The organism is Pannonibacter phragmitetus DSM 14782 (genome assembly GCF_000382365.1).
GTDB classification, from domain to species: Bacteria; Pseudomonadota; Alphaproteobacteria; order Rhizobiales; family Stappiaceae; genus Pannonibacter; species Pannonibacter phragmitetus.
Genome location: NZ_KB908216.1, coordinates 207,185 through 224,939, shown reverse-complemented (window position 1 = coordinate 224,939; position 17,755 = coordinate 207,185). Strand labels below are relative to the sequence as shown.

Below are 17,755 nucleotides of genomic sequence, written 5' to 3'. Positions count from 1 at the left end.
AATTACGTTCCCCCGGCGCTTGCTGCCGGGAGCTCCAAGGGCCGTCGGGCCAGATGCCTTTTGCGCATCTGGCCGGGCCAGCTTTGGCCTTACTGCACGTCGTTCGCGTCGGCGGACCACATCTTCTCAAGATTGTAGAAGCCGCGGACTTCCGGACGGAAGACGTGGACGATCACGTCACCGGCGTCGATCAGCACCCAGTCACAATGGGTCTGGCCTTCGATGCGGGCATTGCCGAAGCCCAATTCCTTGATGTCGCGCAGCAGGTGGTCGGCGATGGCGCCCACATGCCGGTGCGAACGCCCGGAGGCGATCACCATGAAATCGGCGAGCGAGCTCTTGCCCGCGATGTCGAGGGAAACGATCTCTTCCGCTTTCGAAGCGTCGAGACTGGAGAGGATCGCGTCGATCAGATTGCCTTTGGGAGCTACATCCAAAGACGGCTGAGTGGGAGAGGACACGTGTGCCTCTCCGGAGTGCAAGGTCATGCTCAGGTGTTTCGCCTTTCGCCACAGGTTGGATAGGGATGCCCGGGCATCCCCGTTTCGCACCACAAGGACGGCAGAGTTTCAGACCCTGGATCTGCCATCTGCCCCAAGAATAGTGCTTCATATCTGTCATTTTCAAGACACAAGCCGTGTCAGTGTTAATTCTTTGCCGTCTCAGGCTCGGGCGCCGGCACGCAGAGGCTCAGGCCCTGCTTGTGTCCGGATGCCGCAAGTGCCTGTATTCAGAGCCCTTCCTTCTGTCTGGCGCGCAGGACTGTCGAGGAGACGGGGTCCAGCGGCGCATGCAGGAAAACCCAGTGCGGCGGCTTCATGGACAGCGCCAGCGGGGCATCCACTTCGGCCAGCCGGTAGCGGGCAAAGGCTCTTGCTGCGGGAGCAAAGAGAGGTGACAGGGACGCGCCGGGCCGGTTGACCACGGCGACGGTGACCTGATTGAGAATGCCCCGCCAGTCCTGCCAGCGGTGGAAACTGGCGAGATTGTCCGCCCCCATGATCCAGGCGAAGGAAAGATCCGGCCTCAGGCCTTTCAGCCGTGCCAGCGTCTCAGCCGTATAGGCCGTGCGCAGCCGCGCTTCAATGGCCGTCACCTTCATACGCGGATGGCGCGCAAGGGCCGCCGCCTGTTCCAGCCGCTGGCTCAGCGGCGCCAGATCGCCGTGGTCCTTCAACGGATTTCCGGGCGTCACCAGCCACCACACCTGATCCAGCTTCAGCCGGTTCAGCGCCGTTTCCGCCACGAGGCGGTGCCCCGAATGGGCCGGATTGAACGAGCCGCCAAAGAGGCCGATCCGGTTGCCCGGCTCCGCATGCGGCAGTCTGGTCCAGCGGGGATCGGCCTCGAACCGGCCGGTGGCGGATGATGTCACGTCATGGGTCCGTTACGGGCGAAGCTGGCCGTTGCCGTGCACGCGGTACTTGAAGGAGGTCAGCTGCTCGACACCCACAGGTCCGCGCGCATGCATGCGGCCCGTGGCAATGCCGATTTCCGCGCCCATGCCGAATTCGCCGCCATCGGCAAACTGGGTGGAGGCATTGTGCAGCACGATGGCCGAATCCACCTCGGCAAAGAAGCAGCGTGCCGCCTCTTCGTCCTCGGTCAGGATGCAGTCGGTGTGATGCGAGCCGTAGGTCTCGATATGCTCGATCGCCTCATGCAGCCCGCCGACGATGCGCACGGAGAGGATCTTGTCGAGATACTCCGTCGTCCAGTCCTCATCCGTGGCCGGCAGTACGCCGGGGCACAGGTGCTGCACTTCAGCGTCGCCGCGCACCTCGCAGCCCTTGTCCTGCAGCGCGGCGATGATGCCGGGCAGCAGGTCCCGGGCGATGGCGCGGTCCACCAGCAGCGTTTCCAGCGCGCCGCAGATGCCGGTGCGGCGCAGCTTGGAATTGACGATCACATCCGTTGCCTTGGCAGGATCGGCCGCCTTGTCGAGGAAGATGTGCACGATGCCTTCCAGATGCGCGAAGACGGGCACGCGCGCGTCGTTCTGCACCCGTGCGACAAGGCTCTTGCCGCCGCGCGGCACGATCACGTCCAGATTGCCGCCGAGGCCCTTCAGCATTTCGCCGACGGCATCGCGGTCCGCCACCGGCACCAGCTGGATGGCATCGCCCGGCAGGCCGGCAGCCTCCAGTCCCTTCTGCAGGGCGGCGTGAATGGCAAGGTTCGACTGCAGCGTGTCGGACCCGCCGCGCAGGATCACCGCATTGCCTGCCTTCAGGCACAGGGCGCCGGCATCCGCCGTCACGTTGGGGCGGCTTTCGTAAATGACGCCGATGACGCCGAGCGGCGTGCGCACGCGCTCGATCTTAAGCCCGTTGGGCCGCTCCCATTCGGACATGACATGGCCGACCGGATCGGGCAGGGCGCCAATTGCCTCGAGCGCCTGGGCGATATCCTCGATCCGCTCCGCCGTCAGGGTGCCGCGGTCGAGGAATGAGGCAATCTGGCCGTTGGCCGTCATGGTTTCCACGTCCTGAGCATTGGCGGCAAGGATCGCGGGCGTTGCCTCGCGCACAGCGGAGGCCATGGCGCGCAGGGCGCGGTTCTTCTGCTCCTCTGGGGCAAGGCCGAGCTTGCGGGCTGCGGCGCGGGCACGCTTGCCCAGATCCGCCATCAGTGCCGTAATGCTGCTTGCTTCAACCTTGTCCTGCATCGGATTTTCCTCAGGCTTCTTTCTCGAACTGGGCGTCGTCCAGCGCCAGATCATCGCGGTGGATCATCTCGGCGCGGCCCGGATAGCCGACGATGGCTTCGATCTCGCGGCTGTTGCGGCCCGCGATCATGCGTGCCTCTGCCGCATCATAGGCAATGAGGCCGCGCCCCAGCACCCGGCCTTCCGGGGCGATGATCTTGACCGTATCCCCGCGCGAGAAGCCACCCGAAATGTGAGTGACGCCTGCGGGAAGCAGGCTTTTGCCGGATTTGAGCGCGGAAACCGCGCCTGCATCCAGATGCACCTCGCCGCGCGGCTCCAGATGGCCGTTGATCCAGGCCTTGCGGGCTGTGGCGGGGGTGGAGGCGGCCAGGAACCACGTGCAGCGCACGCCCTCATCAATGGCGCGCAGCGGGCTCATGCGCTTGCCCGAGGCAATCGCCATCACCGTTCCGGCGGAGGTGGCAATCTTGGCCGCGTCGATCTTGGTCTTCATCCCGCCACGCGACAGCTCCGACCCGGCGCTGCCTGCCATCGCCTCGATCTCCGGCGTGATGCGCGGCACTTCGGGCAGGAACACCGCATCCGGATTGGTCGCCGGGGGGGCGGTGTAGAGCCCGTCGATGTCCGACAGCAGCACGAGACAATCGGCGGTCGTCATGGTGGCGACGCGGGCGGCGAGCCGGTCATTGTCGCCATAGCGGATTTCCGAGGTGGCGACCGTGTCATTCTCGTTGATGATCGGCACCGCCCCCATGCGCAGCAGCGTGCCGATGGTGGCGCGGGCGTTGAGATAGCGGCGGCGCTCTTCCGTGTCGCCCAGCGTCAGCAGAACCTGCCCCGCCTTCAGCCCCTTGCGGCCAAGGCATTCGGAATAGGCCTGCGCCAGCGCGATCTGGCCCACGGCGGCGGCGGCCTGGCTTTCTTCCAGCTTCAGCGGCCCGCGCGGCAGGCCAAGCACGCCGCGCCCCAGGGCGATGGAGCCGGAGGACACCACCAGGAGCTCACAGCCCTTTTCCGCCAGCGCGGCGAGGTCATCGACGATGGCTTCCAGCCACTCGCGCCGCAGCTTGCCGTTTTCGACAAGCAGAGCCGAGCCAATCTTCACAACAATGCGCTTGAACTCGCCAAGCTGCCGGGTTGCCTGCTTCACGGACGCCATCCCTCTTCAGGACGGGAGGGAACCTCGTTTGCGGCGTCCTCCTTGTCCTTGTCGATTGCCCTGATGATCATGCGCAGCGCCGTATCCACATTCTTGCGGCTGGCCGACGAGAGGATCAGCGGCTTGCGGCCGCAGGCTGCTTCCAGCGAGGCGGCCCGTTCGGCGCGCAGCTCCGGCGATAGCGCGTCGGCCTTGGACATGGCGACGATTTCCGGCTTGTCTTCCAGCCCGTTGCCATAGGCCTCCAGCTCGCCGCGCACCACACGGTAAGCTTCGCCCGGATCTTCCACGCCCGAGCCATCGACCAGATGCAGCAGCACGCGGGTGCGCTCGATATGGCCAAGGAAGCGGTCGCCCAGGCCCGTGCCTTCATGCGCGCCCTCGATCAGGCCCGGAATATCGGCCAGCACGAAGCCGCGCCCGTCCAGCTCGACCACGCCGAGGTTCGGATGCAGGGTGGTGAAGGGATAGTCGGCGATCTTGGGCTTGGCCGCAGACACGGAGGCCAGGAACGTGGATTTGCCCGCATTGGGCAGGCCGACGAGGCCGGCATCGGCGATGAGTTTCAGCCGCAGCCAGATCCACTTCTCGATGCCCTCAAGGCCCGGATTGGCATGGCGCGGCGCCTGATTGGTGGAAGACTTGAACTGGGCATTGCCGAAGCCGCCATTGCCGCCGCGCAGCAGCAGCAGGCGCTGGCCGGGCTCGGTCAGGTCGGCAATGACGGTTTCGTTGTCTTCTTCGAGGATCTCCGTGCCCACCGGCACGCGCAGCACCACATCATTGCCCTTGGCGCCCGTGCGGTTGCGGCCCATGCCGTGGACGCCGGTACCGGCCTTGAAATGCTGCTGGTAGCGGTAGTCGATGAGCGTGTTCAGGCCTTCGACGCATTCGACCCAGACGTCGCCGCCGCGCCCGCCGTCGCCGCCATCGGGGCCGCCGAATTCGATGAACTTCTCCCGCCGGAAGGAGACCGCACCGGCACCGCCATTGCCGGAGCGTACATAAATCTTGGCCTGGTCGAGGAACTTCATCTCATGTCCATTTCTGCTGCCCGCGCGTCAGGCATCACTAGATTCCAGAAAACGCGCGCGCTCAAGGCGTGTGCGGATTGAAGCCGCCGCCGTGCCGGTGGCAAGGCTGGCGCAGGTGCCGGTGCCCGTCTCGCGGAACCCCAGCCTGCGCAGCGCAGCCAGCGACGCGGCATTGCCCGTCATGACCTCTGCCTCCAGAGCCTCATGATCTGTGACGGCAAAGAACCAGCCAAGCGCAGCCTTCAGGGCTTCGCTCATCAGGCCCTGACCCCAGAAGGGGCGGCCAAGCCAATACCCGATCAGGGGGCTTGCGTGCAACTCGCGAAACGTGATCGAGCCAATGAAGGCATCATTCCGGTCAAGAACCAGATTGATGCTGGTCAGATCCGTCCCGTCCATCGCCGCCTGCAGCCAGGCTTGCGCATGCTCTGCCGTATAGGGATGCGGCATCCGCGCCAGCGTGCGGGAGACCTCGATATCCCCGGCCAGCGGGACAATATCAGCGGCATCGGCGGCCCGTGCCGGGCGCAAGGTCAGCCGCGATGTGGCGAGCGGCAGGCCCTGCCATTTGCCGGAGCTCTCCGCCGCGCCCATCAGGCCGCTGCCTTGCGCTGGCGGAAGGCCTTGCCATCCAGCCGCACGACGATGTTGCGGACCTTGCGGTCCAGTGCCCTTGCATAGCGCTCGGTGATGGCTTCCGGCTGGAAGCCAAGCTTGCGCAGGAGCGCCCGCGAAGCGGCATTTTCCTCGAACACCCGCGCGGCAACGGCCGTGCAGCCATGGGCGGCAAAGGCCCAGTCGAGCGCCGCTTCCGCTGCTTCCCCGGCATAGCCGAAGCCCTGGAAGGGCCGGCCCAGCCAGTAGCCGATGGTCGGGCAGCCGGCCGCTTCCGCCAGCTCACCCGGTGCATCGATTGCCATGACGCCGATGAAGACGCCGCCCAGCGTGATGGCGAAGACGGCCGCCTCCTCCACCGGATCACAGGTCATCGCCCGGGCGGTGAAAGCCTCGGCCGAGCCCTCTTCATAGGGCCAGGCCATGCTCGTCAGCCAGCGGACAACCTCGAATTCCTGCCCGCACAGGCGGACGATGGCCTCCGAATCCTCTCCGCGCAAGGGGCGCAGGATGAGGCGGCGGGTGCGCAGTTCCGGCAAGCGGCTCATGACCGGCCTCCCCATTGCTTCAGCGAGCGCCAGACGGAGCGCTCCAGCACGAAGCGCTCGATGGGCACATTGCCGCCTGCCCCCAGCGACCGGGCCATGCCCTGGTCGCGGTACTGGAAGCCGCTCTTGATCAGCACCCGGCGCGAGGCCGGATTGGTGACGCGGCAGCTGCCCTGCAGCTCATACATGTCGCCGTTGCTGAAGGCGTGATCGACCAGCCGGTGCAGCGCTTCGGTGGCAAAGCCGCAGCCCCAGAAGGGCTCGCCCAGCCAGTAGCCGACCTGGATCGGACCGCCCGGTTCGGCGGCGGCATACTTGGCCTGTCCGATGAAGCGCCCGGTGGCCTTCAGGCGGATGGCAAAACTTGCGTAATGGGGAGTTGCCATCTGGCTCTTCTGCACCAGCGCCCGCGCATCCTCCAGAGCGAAGGGATGGGGCATGGTGGCCAGATGCGAGGCAATCTTGCGGTTGTTGGCGAGAAATACAATGTCTGCCAGATCGTCCTTGCGCGGCGTATCGAGCCGGACACGAACCCCTTCCAGCGGCATCCGGGCCGCAACCAGACTGCTTTCGTCTAAGTATCCTTCACTCTCGACAACCATAACTTCCTCCGGTCAAAGAAAAACGAAAAGGGGAGATGGCGTCCCATCTCCCCTTGAACTTTGACCGGTTCACCAGAACCGCCGGGTCGATCAGGACGCCGGCGAACATGGTTTCACTCGGCTTTACTCCGCTGCTACCGCTGCCGGCAGCACGTTAATGAAGGTTCGGCCGTTGGATTTGGCCTGGAATTCCACTTTGCCCTCTACGGTCGCAAAAATGGTGTGATCCTTGCCCATGCCGACGCCGTTGCCCGGATGCCAGGTGGTGCCGCGCTGACGTGCGATGATGTTGCCCGGAATCACGGCTTCGCCGCCGAACTTCTTGACGCCGAGGCGGCGGCCGGCGGAGTCGCGGCCGTTGCGGGATGAACCGCCTGCTTTTTTGTGTGCCATGACGAAACTCCTCGTCTTTCGCTGTTCAAGTTGCGCTGAGGTGGCGGCGATTACTCGCCAGCGGCTTCCTCAGCCTGTGCCTTCTTGGTGGTCTTCTTCGCCGGCTTTGCATCGCCGGTGGAGATGGCCGTCACCTTGACCAGCGTATAGGACTGACGGTGACCGTTGCGGCGCCGGGAATTCTGACGGCGGCGCTTCTTGAAAATGATGATCTTGCGGGTGCGGGCCTGATCGACCACTTCCGCAGTCACGGTGGCGCCAGCCACGAGCGGCGCGCCAACGGTGGTTTCTTCGCCATTGCCGACCATCAGGACCTCTTCAAAGGTCACGGTGGCGCCAGCTTCGGCGTCGAGCTTTTCGACCTTCAGAAGGTCGTCCTGTGCGACGGTGTACTGCTTACCGCCGGTCTTGATCACTGCGAACATGTCTTGCACGTCCTTTTTTTCGTTCTGTTGCCGTATCTCCGGAACCCCTCCCGCCGGTCAAAACCACGCCGCAGGCCGCCTGGCCCATGTCGGAGTTTCTTCTCTTCGGGAACAGCCAGCCCTGCGGAAAAACCGGCAGCAATGCTGGATGGTTGGAGGTCTGGAGACAGCACAATGCACAGAGCCTATTGGCCCCATTTCACTGAGCAGAGGCTGTATAACGCCGCGAACAAAGGAAAGTCAATCCACAACCCGCCGCAAACCGCCATTTTTCCTGCCCCGGCAAAGGTGGGCAGGCATGGTGCGGCAGCTTTTGTCACGGACGATCTCCCTGCCGTTCTCCCGGCTGTCGGGGGCGGCGCTGCCAGGAGACACCGGGCCGCCCCGGCCAAGCGCAGCGCGAGCCCGGGTCTGCTCGCTTGCAGAGAGGTGCCATCATCCTGAGCCTTGGCAACGGGTTGCCGCCGGAAGCTCCACTGACCGCTCTGCGAACGAGTGGTTCCCGGATCTCCGCTGCGCTTCGTCCGGGACGGCGCCTCGTGTACCGGTCCCGTGCAGTCTGCACGGGGGCGCGTGCAGCCCCGGCAAGCGGCGTCTGCTGTCTTTCTTGCATGCGCCCCTGCCACCATACGGCCAGCGTGAAACACCCTCAACCCCTTGCCGCTCAAGGTTTTCTGCCGGTCCCGGCTGTGCATGGCAAAAAAACCGGCAAAAGCCGAAATTGCCTCTTGCGAGGGTCAATCCCCTTGTCTATGTTCCGCGCCACTTAAGACCACGTTTGACGTGTGCCGCGGAGAGGTGCCGGAGTGGTTGAACGGGACGGTCTCGAAAACCGTTGTGCGGGCAACCGTACCGTGGGTTCGAATCCCACCCTCTCCGCCATTCACCGCTCATTATGGGCTGTGGTGAAACTTCCATGAGATAGCTGTGTGAATGCTGCAAGTCACGGTGCCTCCTGCTATTGCTTGCAGATGCCCCTCCGCCAGGAACAGCACCTTCAGCCTTGCGCCTTCTGCCAGCTCCTGATCCGGGCTCGGGCATTGGTATAGGCGGACGAGGTGTTGAGCTGGATCATGCGGCCCTTGGTCCATTTTCCGTACCAGGCGCTGCCATAGAGCTCCTCATCGGATCGGGCTGTGACCGTCGCGATCAGTCCTGCCTTCGCATGCTCCAGACGGGCGAGCAGGCCGTGCCATTCCATTGCGCTGTAATCGGCGTAGAACTTCCGGGCCAGCAGGCCGAGCTGGTTCCATTGGAAGCCCGCTTCGGGGTAATCGACTGGTTCGTCGCGGTCGTTGCGGTCCAGCCATTTCAGAACCAGTTCGTTCCATCCGATCAGATAGGCGACCAGGTCCGCCGGGCTCATGGTGGTCCCTTCAGCATGGCCCTTCATCGTGACCTCACGTGCGCGGTGGGGCTGAACCTTCGCTAAATCCTCGATCAGCCTTTCGAACGTTGTCGTAATAGCCGCCAGTAGTTCCGTCTTGGTGGTGGGAACAGCCATGTCTTTCCTTCTTTTGCAAGCATCGATCTTTGAAAAGATCTGGCCATTGCCGTTGACCGGCAAGGTCCCCGGCAGTGCTCAAAACCGCGTCAGCGTGCTGCATTTGAGAGCCGAAGCGTAGAGGTCGTGTTTATCCTCATCGCTCGCGGCCCGCCATTCCCTTTCCCACGCAAAACTCCCCCTAGCCGCAGCCTCAAAAGAGGCCGGCGCTTGCAGTGGCGTGCCCTCTACGCTTTCAACCCCGCCATCACCAGATCCAGATGCCCGGCGATGTGGGTTTCGAGGGCGATGGGCTGGCGGCCGGCGAAGATGAGGTGTTCGATCATCATGGCCAGCACCGGGCCGGCGATGACGCTGGCGGTGGCGGAGGGGCTCTTGCGGAATTCGCCTGAGGCGATGCCCTGGTCGAGAAGGTGCTGGATCTGGTCCATCAGCGGCTCGACGAACTGGGTGTGGTGCAGGTCGATGACCTGCGGAAAACGGCTGCTCTCCGAAACGACGAAGCGCATCAGCTCGCGCATGCGCCGGTCCTCCACCACCTTTTCATAGCTGAGCAGGATCAGCCGCTGCAGCCGCTCCGTGCAGGTGCCGGTGAGGCTGCGGGTCTCTGCTGCCAGATCTTCCAGCGGCACCGCAATGTGATTCAGCATGGCGGTGAACAGCTCGTCCTTGGTGGGAAAATAGACATAGACCGTGCCCTTGGTCACGCCGATGCGCTCGGCGATGTCTTCCACCCGGGCGGCGGTGAAGCCGTGTGTCACAAATTCCTCAAAGGCCGCATCCAGAATCTGGGCGGGGCGCAGGGCCTTGCGTTCGGCGCGGGTGAGCTTGGCCTTTGGTGTCATTCTTCCGGGTCCGTTTTTTGTTCTGGCGCGGCATCTATATCAAGGCTTTCGATGCTGACGCATCGCGCCTTGAAGATGCTCAATCGCCGCACGGGCTTAACCACTGCTTGATGAGCTTGCCTTATTGAGCAGCGGCATTTACCTGATTGCTGTTTTTTCATTGACCTTCGAGTCAGTCAATAATAATTTGCCGCATCTTTTTAGGAAGGGGCGATCATGCGACGGATAGCCACACATATTCCCTGGATGCTCGCAGCCGCCTTTCTGGCGGCCTGCGGGCCGCAGGATGAGCCACAGCAGAAGCCTGAGCGGCTGGTTCAGGTGACGAAGGTGCACGAGGTCTCTGTGCCGGACACGGTGACGGCAACGGGGGAAATCCGTGCGCGGGTGCAGTCGAACCTCTCCTTTCAGACGACGGGCCGGATCATCGCGCGGCTGGTGGATGTGGGCGGCCGCGTCAGCGCCGGACAGGTGCTGGCGCGGATCGACCCGAGCGAGCAGCAGGCGGATCTGGACGTGGCGGTTGCCTCGCTCAATTCCGCCATGGCCGAACGCACGCAGGCGCAGCAGGCCTTTGACCGGCAGCAGCGGCTGTTTGAAAGCGGAGTGACCACGCGGGCCTCGCTGGACAGCGCCCAGGAGCAGCTGACGCGCGCGCAGGCCAATGTGGAAGCCGCGCAGGCGCAGGCCGGCCGGGCGCGCGAGGCGCTTGAACGGACCAGTCTGAAGGCCGATGCGGATGGGGTCATCACCGCCCGCAGCGCCGAGGTGGGGCAGGTGGCGCAGGCCTCGCAGCAGGTCTTCTCCCTTGCTCATGACGGCCCGCTCGACGTGGTGCTCAATCTGGATGAATCGGTCTTTCTGGACCGCAAGCTGGAACCGCTGGTGCTGGTCTCGCCCCTGAGCGGGGGCATGCCGGCCAAGGCGGTGATCCGCGAAATCTCCCCGGCGATCGACCCGTCCACCGGCACGATCCGGGTGAAGATGCAGCTTGAGGACACCGCCTCCTTGCGCCTTGGCAGCGCGGTGACGGCCACCTTGAGCTATCAGCCCGTGCCTGTGATCGAACTTCCCGCGGCGGCCATGGCCTCGGATGGCGGGCGCACGGCTGTATGGGTGATGGACCCGGCAGAGCGCAAGGTCTCGCTTCGCCCGGTCGAGGTGCTGGCCTATAGCAGCGGTGCCTTCACGGTCGCCTCAGGCGTGACGGCGGGGGAACTGGTGGTCATCAATGGCACGAAATTCCTGAGCCCCGGCGAAACCGTCAGTTTTGAGGAGACCGCCCAATGAGACTCGCTGCCAGTCTTTCAGTCCTGCTGCTCGCCGGCATTTCGCTGGCCGCATGCGAGCCGCATGAGGCCGAAGAGGCTGCGCCGGTGCGCCCGGTGCTGTCCGTGCGGGTGGAGGAAGCGCCTGCCACCCGTCTGACCCTGCCCGGCACCGTCGCGGCCCGTGTCGAGACGGACTATGGCTTCCGCGTGCTCGGCCGCATCGTCACCCGCGATGTGCAGACGGCCGACATCGTCCGCAAGGGCGATGTGCTCGCCACCATCGATCCGGTGTCGCTGGAACTGGCGGTGAAAAGCGCCCAATCCGATCTGGTCAATGCCAATGCCCAGCTGAGCAATGCCATCACCACCGAAGCGCGGCAGAAGACCCTGTTCGAGCGCCAGTCCGGTGCGCTGGCCACGTTCGAGACGGCCGAGCAGGACCGCAAGATTGCCGAGGCGGCGGTGGCAAGGGCCAAGGCCAATCTGGACAAGGCGCAGGAGCAGCTGGGCTATGCCCGACTTCTGGCCGAGTTCGACGGAGTTGTCACCGGCACCTCGGCGGAAGTGGGTCAGGTCGTCACCGACGGGCAGACCGTGGTGACGGTGGCCAAGCCGGATGAGCGCGATGCGGTGATCGACGTGCCCGAGGACGCCAGCGGCAAGCTGAAGCCGGGGGCCGTCTTTGATGTGGCCCTGCAGCTGGACCCCAGGGTGCAGGCAAAAGGCATCGTGCGTGAAATCGGCCCGCAGGCTGACGGGGCCACCCGCACCCGGCGTGTGCGCCTGACATTGGTGGACCCGCCCGAAGCCTTGCGGCTGGGTGCCGTCATCATGGCCTTTGCCGATGTCCATTCCGAAGCCCGTTTCTGGCTTCCGGCATCAGCCATCCGCGCGGAAGGGGATGCGCGGTCGGTCTGGGTGGTGGACGAGGCCGCCGGCAAGGTGGTTTCCCGCAAGGTGAGCGTGGATGAAACGGCGGCCCAGGGCGGACGCGTTCCGGTTTTGCAAGGGCTTGAGGCGGGCGACCGCGTGGTCGTGGCAGGCGTCAACACGCTGACGGAAGGCCAGGCCATCCGGATTGATCAGGAGACGGTCAAGTGAAGAAGTTCAACCTTTCGGACTGGGCGCTGGAGCACCGTTCCCTCGTCTGGTACTTCATGATCGTCTTCCTGCTGGCGGGCGTCTTCTCCTACATGAACCTTGGCCGCGAGGAAGATCCGAACTTCACGATCAAGACCATGATCGTCAGCGCCCAGTGGCCCGGCGCCTCTGCGGAGGAAATGCGGCTGCAGGTGACGGACCGGATCGAGCGCAAGCTCGAGGAGCTGGAGGCACTGGACTATACCCGCTCCGAAACGCGGGCGGGCCAGACCACGATCTTCCTGGAGCTTCTGCCGACGACGAAGGCAAGGGACGTGGCCGGCAACTGGGTGCGCGTCCGCAACATGATCAATGACATCCGGGGTGAATTCCCCAGTGGTGTGCTCGGGCCGTTCTTCAATGATTCCTTCGGCGACGTGTATGGCAACATCTTTGCCTTTACGTCCGATGGCCTGACCCAGCGCCAGCTGCGCGATCTGGTGGAGGATGCCCGCGCCAAGCTGCTGACGGTGGAGAATGTCGGCAAGATCGACATTCTGGGTGCGCAGGACGAGGTAATCTATCTGGAATTCTCCACCCGCAAGATTGCGGCGCTCGGCATCGACCAGCGGGCGATCATCGAGACCCTGCAGGCACAGAATGCGGTGACCCAGTCCGGTTTCGTCGAGGCCGGAGCCGAGCGGATTGCCCTTCGCGTCAACGGCCAGTTCACCTCGGAAGAAAGCCTGAAGGCAATCAACCTGCGTGTGAATGACCGCTATTTCCCGCTGACGGATATTGCCACCGTCACCCGCGGCTACGTGGACCCGCCGTCGTCGCTGTTCCGCTACAACGGCCAGCCAGCGATCGGCCTTGCCATCGGCATGAAGGCAGGCGCCAACCTGCTCACCTTTGGTGAGGAGCTGGAAGCCGAATTGCAGCGCGTCATCCGGGATCTGCCGGTCGGCGTGACCGTGTCACAGGTCTCGAACCAGCCCAAGGTGGTGGAGGAGGCGGTGTCCGGCTTCACCAAGGCCCTGTTCGAGGCGGTGGCCATCGTTCTGGCCATCAGCTTCATCAGCTTGGGGCTGCGTGCCGGTCTGGTGGTGGCGATCTCCATTCCGCTGGTGCTGGCCATCACCTTCGTCTTCATGGAGTACACCGGCATCTCGCTGCAGCGTATTTCGCTGGGGGCGCTCATCATCGCGCTGGGCCTGCTGGTGGACGATGCCATGATTGCGGTGGAGATGATGGTGTCGCGGCTGGAAGCGGGCGATACCCTCAGAAAGGCAGCGACGCACGTCTACACCTCCACCGCCTTCCCGATGCTCACCGGCACGCTGGTGACGGTCGCCGGCTTCATCCCCATCGGCCTCAACAGCAGTGCGGCCGGGGAGTTCACCTTCACGCTCTTCGTCGTCATTGCCGTGTCGCTGATCGTGTCCTGGATCGTAGCCGTGCTGTTCACACCCCTCCTGGGCGTGACGATCCTGCCGAAGACGATGAAGGCCCATCACGAGAAGAAGGGGCGCATGGCTTCGCTGTTCGCCTCGCTGCTCACGCTCGCCATGCGCTGGCGCTGGGTGACGATCCTGCTCACCATTGCCGCCTTCGGCGTGTCGGTGGGTGGTCTCGGGCTTGTGCAGCAGCAGTTCTTCCCTGCGTCAGACCGTGTCGAACTGATCATCGACTGGAACATGCCGCAGAACACGACCATTGCCGAAACCAACCGGCAGATGGCGCAGCTGGAGCGCGAGAAGCTTTCCGGCAACGAGGATGTGGAGCACTGGTCGGCCTATGTGGGGCAGGGGGCGCCGCGCTTCATCCTGTCCTATGACGTGCAGTCCGCATCGCCCTGGTTCGGCCAGATCGTCATCGTCACGAAGGATCTGGAGGCCCGCAACCGGCTGCGCGCGGATCTTCAGGCCTATGCGGCGAAGACCTTCCCCGGCAGCGATGTCTTCGTGAAGCTGCTCGACATCGGGCCCCCGGTGGGCAAGCCCGTCCAGTACCGGATCAGCGGCCCGGACGTGCAGCAGGTGCGTCAGCTGGCGCAGAAGTTCGGAGCGGTCCTCAACACGCATCCGCTTCTGTCCAACCTCACCTACGACTGGAACGAGCCCATTCGCGTGGTGAAGGTGGACGTGCTGCAGGACAAGGCCCGCCAGCTTGGCATTTCCTCGCAGGACATTGCCTCGGCGCTGGGCAGCATCGTGCAGGGCTCATCGGCAACCCAGGTCCGGGACGATATCTACCTGATTGATGTCATCGGCCGCGCCCAGGCCTCCGAGAGGGGTTCTGTCGAGACGCTGAAGAACCTGCAGCTGCCCAGTGCCAGCGGCAAGTCCATTCCGCTGTCGACGGTCGCCCGGTTCCGCAATGAAGTCGAGCAGCCGCTGATCGCCACCCGCGACCGCATCCCCACCATCACGGTGAAGGCTGCGGTGGTTGGACCGACCCAGCCTGCAACGATTGTCGAGCAGCTGAAGCCCCGGATGGAGCAGTTCCAGAAGGAGCTTCCGGCCGGCTACAACATCGAGATCGGCGGTTCGGTTGAATCAAGCGCCGAGGCGCAGGGCCCGATTGCGGCCGTGGCTCCGCTGATGCTGTTCATCATGGCCACCATCCTGATGATCCAGCTGCAGAGCTTCAGCCGCCTGTTCCTGGTGTTCGCCGTGGCGCCGCTGGCCCTCATCGGCGTGGTGTCGGCGCTGCTGCTCAGCAATGCGCCGATGGGCTTCGTCGCCATTCTCGGCATCCTTGCCCTCGTCGGCATCCTCATCCGCAACTCGGTCATCCTCGTGGTGCAGATCGAGCACTTGAGAAGTGAGGGCATGCCGGCGTGGAAGGCGGTGATCGAGGCAACCGAGCACCGCATGCGGCCGATCATGCTGACGGCAGCAGCGGCGACGCTCGCGCTCATCCCCATTTCCCGTGAGGTGTTCTGGGGGCCGATGGCCTATGCCATGATGGGCGGCATCGTGGTGGGCACGGTTCTGACGCTCCTGTTCCTGCCCGCGCTCTATGTGGCCTGGTTCCGCATTCCGCGCGATGACAGCCCGGCAGAGCCGCATGGTGACGCGCACGAGGGTGGAGCCTCACACGCCTGAGGTCAGGGGTGAGATGAAAGAAGATGGGCGGCCAGCTGGAAGACTGGCCGCCCGTTTTGCATTTCAAGGGAGACGGAAATCAGCGCCTGCGGCGGCGCAGGAACCCGCGTGCCGGGTAGAGCATGACGGCGTAGAGGCCAAGGGCGGCACCTGCCAGCAGCGTCAGCGTGGCAAAGGGCACGAGCGCGCCGAGGCTTTGCGGCAGCAGGCTCGAGAACAGCACCAGCGTCTGGTCCTGCAGCAGCATCAGGCCAGCCATCAGCACGGTACCGGTCAGCAGCAGAACGGTCAGCCGGGCGGGCGGGGTGCCCATGTAGTCGCGGTGGCGTGCCGTCAGATAAAGCCCCATGGCGTAGATCCACACGCCTGCGGAAGTGCCCGCCGCAAGGCCAGCTGCTTCCCAGGGACCGGAGAGGGTGGCCTTCAGCGCGACATTCACCAGCGTTGCCACGGCGAGGATCTTCAGCGGCGTCACCATGTCGCCGCGCCCGTGGAAGGAGGCAACGAGGGAACGCACGGCAAGGGCGGCCGGCAGGCCGAGCGAATAGGCCAGCAGCACCGCGCCCGCACCTGCGGTGGCGGCGGCATCAAAGGCCCCGCGCTGGAAGAAGGCGGCAATGGCCAGTTCCCCGAGCCCCGCCATCAGCACCGCCACCGGCAGCCCGGCGGCAAGGCAGATGTTGAAGGCCTGATCCATGGTGGCGCGCAGCTTCTGCCGGGCTTCGTCCGTCTCTGCCGCAGCGCCCCGGCTTACCTCCGGCAGGAGCGCCGTTCCCAGAGCAATGCCGATGACACCCAGCGGCAGCTGATACAGCCGGTCGGCATAATAGAGGTGGGAGAGGGCGCCGGAGGGCAGGAAGCTGGCGAGGATCGTGTCGGCGAAGATGGCGATCTGAACGACGCCGGAAGCAAGCAGCGCCGGCCCGAGGCGGCGGAAAAACAGGCGCACGCCCGGATCAAGCTTCGGCAGGCAGAAGCTCACGGAGAATTCGCTGCGGAAGGTGGCTGCCGTCAGCAGCAGAACCTGCGCAATGCCGCCCGCCAACACACCCCAGGCCGCCGCGCTGCCTGCATCGGGGAACTGGCTGACGGCCAGCAGCGTGCCGATCATGGCGATGTTCAAAAGCACGGGCGCAGCCGCGGCCGCAGCAAAGCGCCGCTCCGCATTCAGCACCGCCGACAGCAGCACCACGATGGACATGCACAGGAGATAGGGGAAGGTGATGCGCGTCAGCTCGATGGCCATGGGCCGGGCGGGGTCTTCTGCACCCAGCCCCGGCGCCAGCAGGGTGATCAGCGTGCCGGTTGCCACCCAGGCGAAGACGAGCAGCGCCAGATTGGCGAGCATCAGCCAGGACAGGATCTGCGATCCGAAATGGCGTGCCTTGTCCGGCCCGTCCTTTTCCAGCGTCGCCGCATAGGTGGGCAGGAAGGCCGCGTTGAAGGCCCCTTCGGCGAAGATGGCGCGGAAGTGGTTCGGCAGGCGGAAGGCCAGCATGAAGGCATCGGCAATGGGGCCTGCCCCGAGGACGCCAGCCATGATGAGGTCGCGGATGAAGCCGAGCAGCCGGCTCAGAAGGGTCAGTCCGCCGATAAGGCCAAGGCGACGCAGCATGTCTCAAGGTTCCGCACATCAGGCCGGACACCGCGCCCGGCTGCGGCGTGCTGCTTACCCCATATCCGCGCCGCCGTCACGCCGCGGCGGCAGCGGGCTTCTGTTCTCCTGATGCCTAGTCCGGTGCCATGGTGAGGGACACCCGGTCCCCGGCAAACCACGTGATGCCGTATTCGATCGGCTGGCCGTCCTCCGTCACATTTATCGAAACGGAGCGCAGGATCGGCGCGGCTTCGGCAATCTGCAGCGTCAGGGCCTGCACAGGGCGGGCCAGCTTGGCTGTCAGGCGGGTCTGGGCACGGGTGTAGTCGGCGATGCCGCAATCGGCCAGCGCCTCGGTGATCGACTGCCGCCCCGCCATGGCCTGCAGGAAACCGGGCACGCGCGCAGCCGGAAAGACCGAGCGGAACAGCGCCAGCGGCACCCCATCGGCCAGGGATACGCCCTCCACCACATGCACCGGGTCACCGGGGGCCAGTTGCAGCGCTTCGGCTTCCTTTTCGCCGCAGGCCCGGGTTTCCATCAGGCTGATGCGGCGCGAGGCCATGCGGCCGCTGGCGGCAAGGTTCTGCTGGAAGCGCACACGCCGGCCGATGGCATAGTCCGTTGGCTGGATGGTGACGAAGACACCCGCCCCGCGCCGCGAGTGCACGGTGCCCGCTTCCGCCAGCGCCGCCAGCGCATGGCGGACGGTGTGCCGGTTGACGCCAAAGCGGGCGGCAAGCTGCGCCTCGGTCGGCAGCTTGTCACCGGGCTTGTAGTGGCCTTCGGCAATCTCCGCCGAAAGCGTGTCCACGATGGATTTCCAGATTGCGCTGCGCGCCATTGCCCTGCCCCGAAGTCTGTGCCTGCCCGATGCTGAAACCGGTCCGTCGCAAAAATT

18 protein-coding genes and 1 tRNA gene are annotated in these 17,755 nt (G+C 64.8%); 5 read left to right on the top strand and 14 right to left on the bottom strand.

Features of this window, described 5'->3' with window-relative positions:
* Nucleotides 1-89: 89 nt before the first annotated feature.
* From rsfS to rplU, 10 genes are all read right to left on the bottom strand, one after another.
* On the bottom strand, nucleotides 90-488 hold the full coding sequence (gene rsfS / locus H163_RS0105995; RefSeq protein WP_081625965.1) for a ribosome silencing factor: 399 nt from the start codon (nucleotides 486-488) through the stop codon (nucleotides 90-92).
* 242 nt (nucleotides 489-730) lie between these two features.
* The gene (locus tag H163_RS0105990) at nucleotides 731-1,375 is read right to left on the bottom strand and encodes a nicotinate-nucleotide adenylyltransferase (RefSeq protein ID WP_019963651.1); all 645 of its coding nucleotides are present in this window, start codon (nucleotides 1,373-1,375) and stop codon (nucleotides 731-733) included.
* 12 nt (nucleotides 1,376-1,387) lie between these two features.
* Nucleotides 1,388-2,668: a glutamate-5-semialdehyde dehydrogenase gene (locus H163_RS0105985; protein WP_019963650.1), complete on the bottom strand. Its 1,281-nt coding sequence runs from the start codon at nucleotides 2,666-2,668 to the stop codon at nucleotides 1,388-1,390.
* A 10-nt stretch (nucleotides 2,669-2,678) separates the two neighbouring features.
* The gene (gene proB, locus H163_RS0105980; RefSeq protein ID WP_019963649.1) at nucleotides 2,679-3,830 is read right to left on the bottom strand and encodes a glutamate 5-kinase; all 1,152 of its coding nucleotides are present in this window, start codon (nucleotides 3,828-3,830) and stop codon (nucleotides 2,679-2,681) included.
* Nucleotides 3,818-4,864: a GTPase ObgE gene (gene obgE, locus H163_RS0105975; protein ID WP_019963648.1), complete on the bottom strand. Its 1,047-nt coding sequence runs from the start codon at nucleotides 4,862-4,864 to the stop codon at nucleotides 3,818-3,820. Before obgE ends, proB begins: the two co-directional genes overlap by 13 nt.
* A 27-nt stretch (nucleotides 4,865-4,891) precedes the next feature.
* On the bottom strand, nucleotides 4,892-5,458 hold the full coding sequence (locus tag H163_RS0105970; RefSeq protein WP_019963647.1) for a GNAT family N-acetyltransferase: 567 nt from the start codon (nucleotides 5,456-5,458) through the stop codon (nucleotides 4,892-4,894).
* Nucleotides 5,458-6,027 (bottom strand): GNAT family N-acetyltransferase, encoded by a 570-nt coding sequence (locus H163_RS0105965; RefSeq protein WP_019963646.1) that lies wholly within the window; start codon nucleotides 6,025-6,027, stop codon nucleotides 5,458-5,460. The genes H163_RS0105970 and H163_RS0105965 overlap by 1 nt, the downstream gene beginning before the upstream one ends.
* Nucleotides 6,024-6,629 (bottom strand): GNAT family N-acetyltransferase, encoded by a 606-nt coding sequence (locus tag H163_RS0105960; protein WP_019963645.1) that lies wholly within the window; start codon nucleotides 6,627-6,629, stop codon nucleotides 6,024-6,026. Before H163_RS0105960 ends, H163_RS0105965 begins: the two co-directional genes overlap by 4 nt.
* Nucleotides 6,630-6,752: 123 nt before the next feature.
* Nucleotides 6,753-7,022: a 50S ribosomal protein L27 gene (gene rpmA, locus H163_RS0105955; protein WP_019963644.1), complete on the bottom strand. Its 270-nt coding sequence runs from the start codon at nucleotides 7,020-7,022 to the stop codon at nucleotides 6,753-6,755.
* 50 nt (nucleotides 7,023-7,072) lie between these two features.
* Nucleotides 7,073-7,447: a 50S ribosomal protein L21 gene (gene rplU, locus H163_RS22285; protein ID WP_019963643.1), complete on the bottom strand. Its 375-nt coding sequence runs from the start codon at nucleotides 7,445-7,447 to the stop codon at nucleotides 7,073-7,075.
* Between the two features lie 792 nt (nucleotides 7,448-8,239).
* Here rplU and H163_RS0105945 point away from each other — a divergent pair.
* Nucleotides 8,240-8,329, top strand: a tRNA-Ser gene (locus tag H163_RS0105945).
* Between the two features lie 115 nt (nucleotides 8,330-8,444).
* Here the strand turns inward: H163_RS0105945 and H163_RS0105940 are convergent.
* Nucleotides 8,445-8,951, bottom strand: a complete 507-nt coding sequence (locus H163_RS0105940; protein WP_026355504.1) for a ClbS/DfsB family four-helix bundle protein — start codon at nucleotides 8,949-8,951, stop codon at nucleotides 8,445-8,447.
* Here H163_RS0105940 and H163_RS24890 point away from each other — a divergent pair.
* Nucleotides 8,950-9,072 carry a hypothetical protein gene (locus H163_RS24890; RefSeq protein ID WP_280176599.1) on the top strand — a complete coding sequence of 41 codons (123 nt, stop codon included), beginning with the start codon at nucleotides 8,950-8,952 and terminating at the stop codon, nucleotides 9,070-9,072. The genes H163_RS0105940 and H163_RS24890 overlap by 2 nt on opposite strands.
* A gap of 106 nt (nucleotides 9,073-9,178) precedes the next feature.
* Here the strand turns inward: H163_RS24890 and H163_RS0105935 are convergent, their stop codons facing one another.
* Nucleotides 9,179-9,796: a TetR/AcrR family transcriptional regulator gene (locus H163_RS0105935; RefSeq protein WP_019963641.1), complete on the bottom strand. Its 618-nt coding sequence runs from the start codon at nucleotides 9,794-9,796 to the stop codon at nucleotides 9,179-9,181.
* Nucleotides 9,797-10,012: 216 nt separating this feature from the next.
* Here H163_RS0105935 and H163_RS0105930 point away from each other — a divergent pair, with 216 nt between their 5' ends.
* The 3 genes from H163_RS0105930 to H163_RS0105920 are packed head-to-tail and all read left to right on the top strand — an operon-like array spanning nucleotide 10,013 to nucleotide 15,257.
* Complete coding sequence (locus H163_RS0105930) at nucleotides 10,013-11,086, top strand: efflux RND transporter periplasmic adaptor subunit (protein ID WP_026355503.1); 1,074 nt, start codon at nucleotides 10,013-10,015, stop codon at nucleotides 11,084-11,086.
* On the top strand, nucleotides 11,083-12,168 hold the full coding sequence (locus H163_RS0105925) for an efflux RND transporter periplasmic adaptor subunit (protein ID WP_019963639.1): 1,086 nt from the start codon (nucleotides 11,083-11,085) through the stop codon (nucleotides 12,166-12,168). Before H163_RS0105930 ends, H163_RS0105925 begins: the two co-directional genes overlap by 4 nt.
* Nucleotides 12,165-15,257, top strand: coding sequence for an efflux RND transporter permease subunit (locus tag H163_RS0105920; RefSeq protein WP_019963638.1), 3,093 nt, complete (start codon nucleotides 12,165-12,167; stop codon nucleotides 15,255-15,257). The genes H163_RS0105925 and H163_RS0105920 overlap by 4 nt, the downstream gene beginning before the upstream one ends.
* Nucleotides 15,258-15,336: 79 nt before the next feature.
* Here H163_RS0105920 and murJ read toward each other — a convergent pair whose 3' ends face one another.
* Both murJ and phnF read right to left on the bottom strand, forming a co-directional pair.
* The gene (gene murJ / locus H163_RS0105915; protein WP_019963637.1) at nucleotides 15,337-16,872 is read right to left on the bottom strand and encodes a murein biosynthesis integral membrane protein MurJ; all 1,536 of its coding nucleotides are present in this window, start codon (nucleotides 16,870-16,872) and stop codon (nucleotides 15,337-15,339) included.
* 115 nt (nucleotides 16,873-16,987) lie between these two features.
* Nucleotides 16,988-17,698: a phosphonate metabolism transcriptional regulator PhnF gene (gene phnF / locus H163_RS0105910; RefSeq protein ID WP_019963636.1), complete on the bottom strand. Its 711-nt coding sequence runs from the start codon at nucleotides 17,696-17,698 to the stop codon at nucleotides 16,988-16,990.
* Nucleotides 17,699-17,755 lie beyond the last annotated feature (57 nt).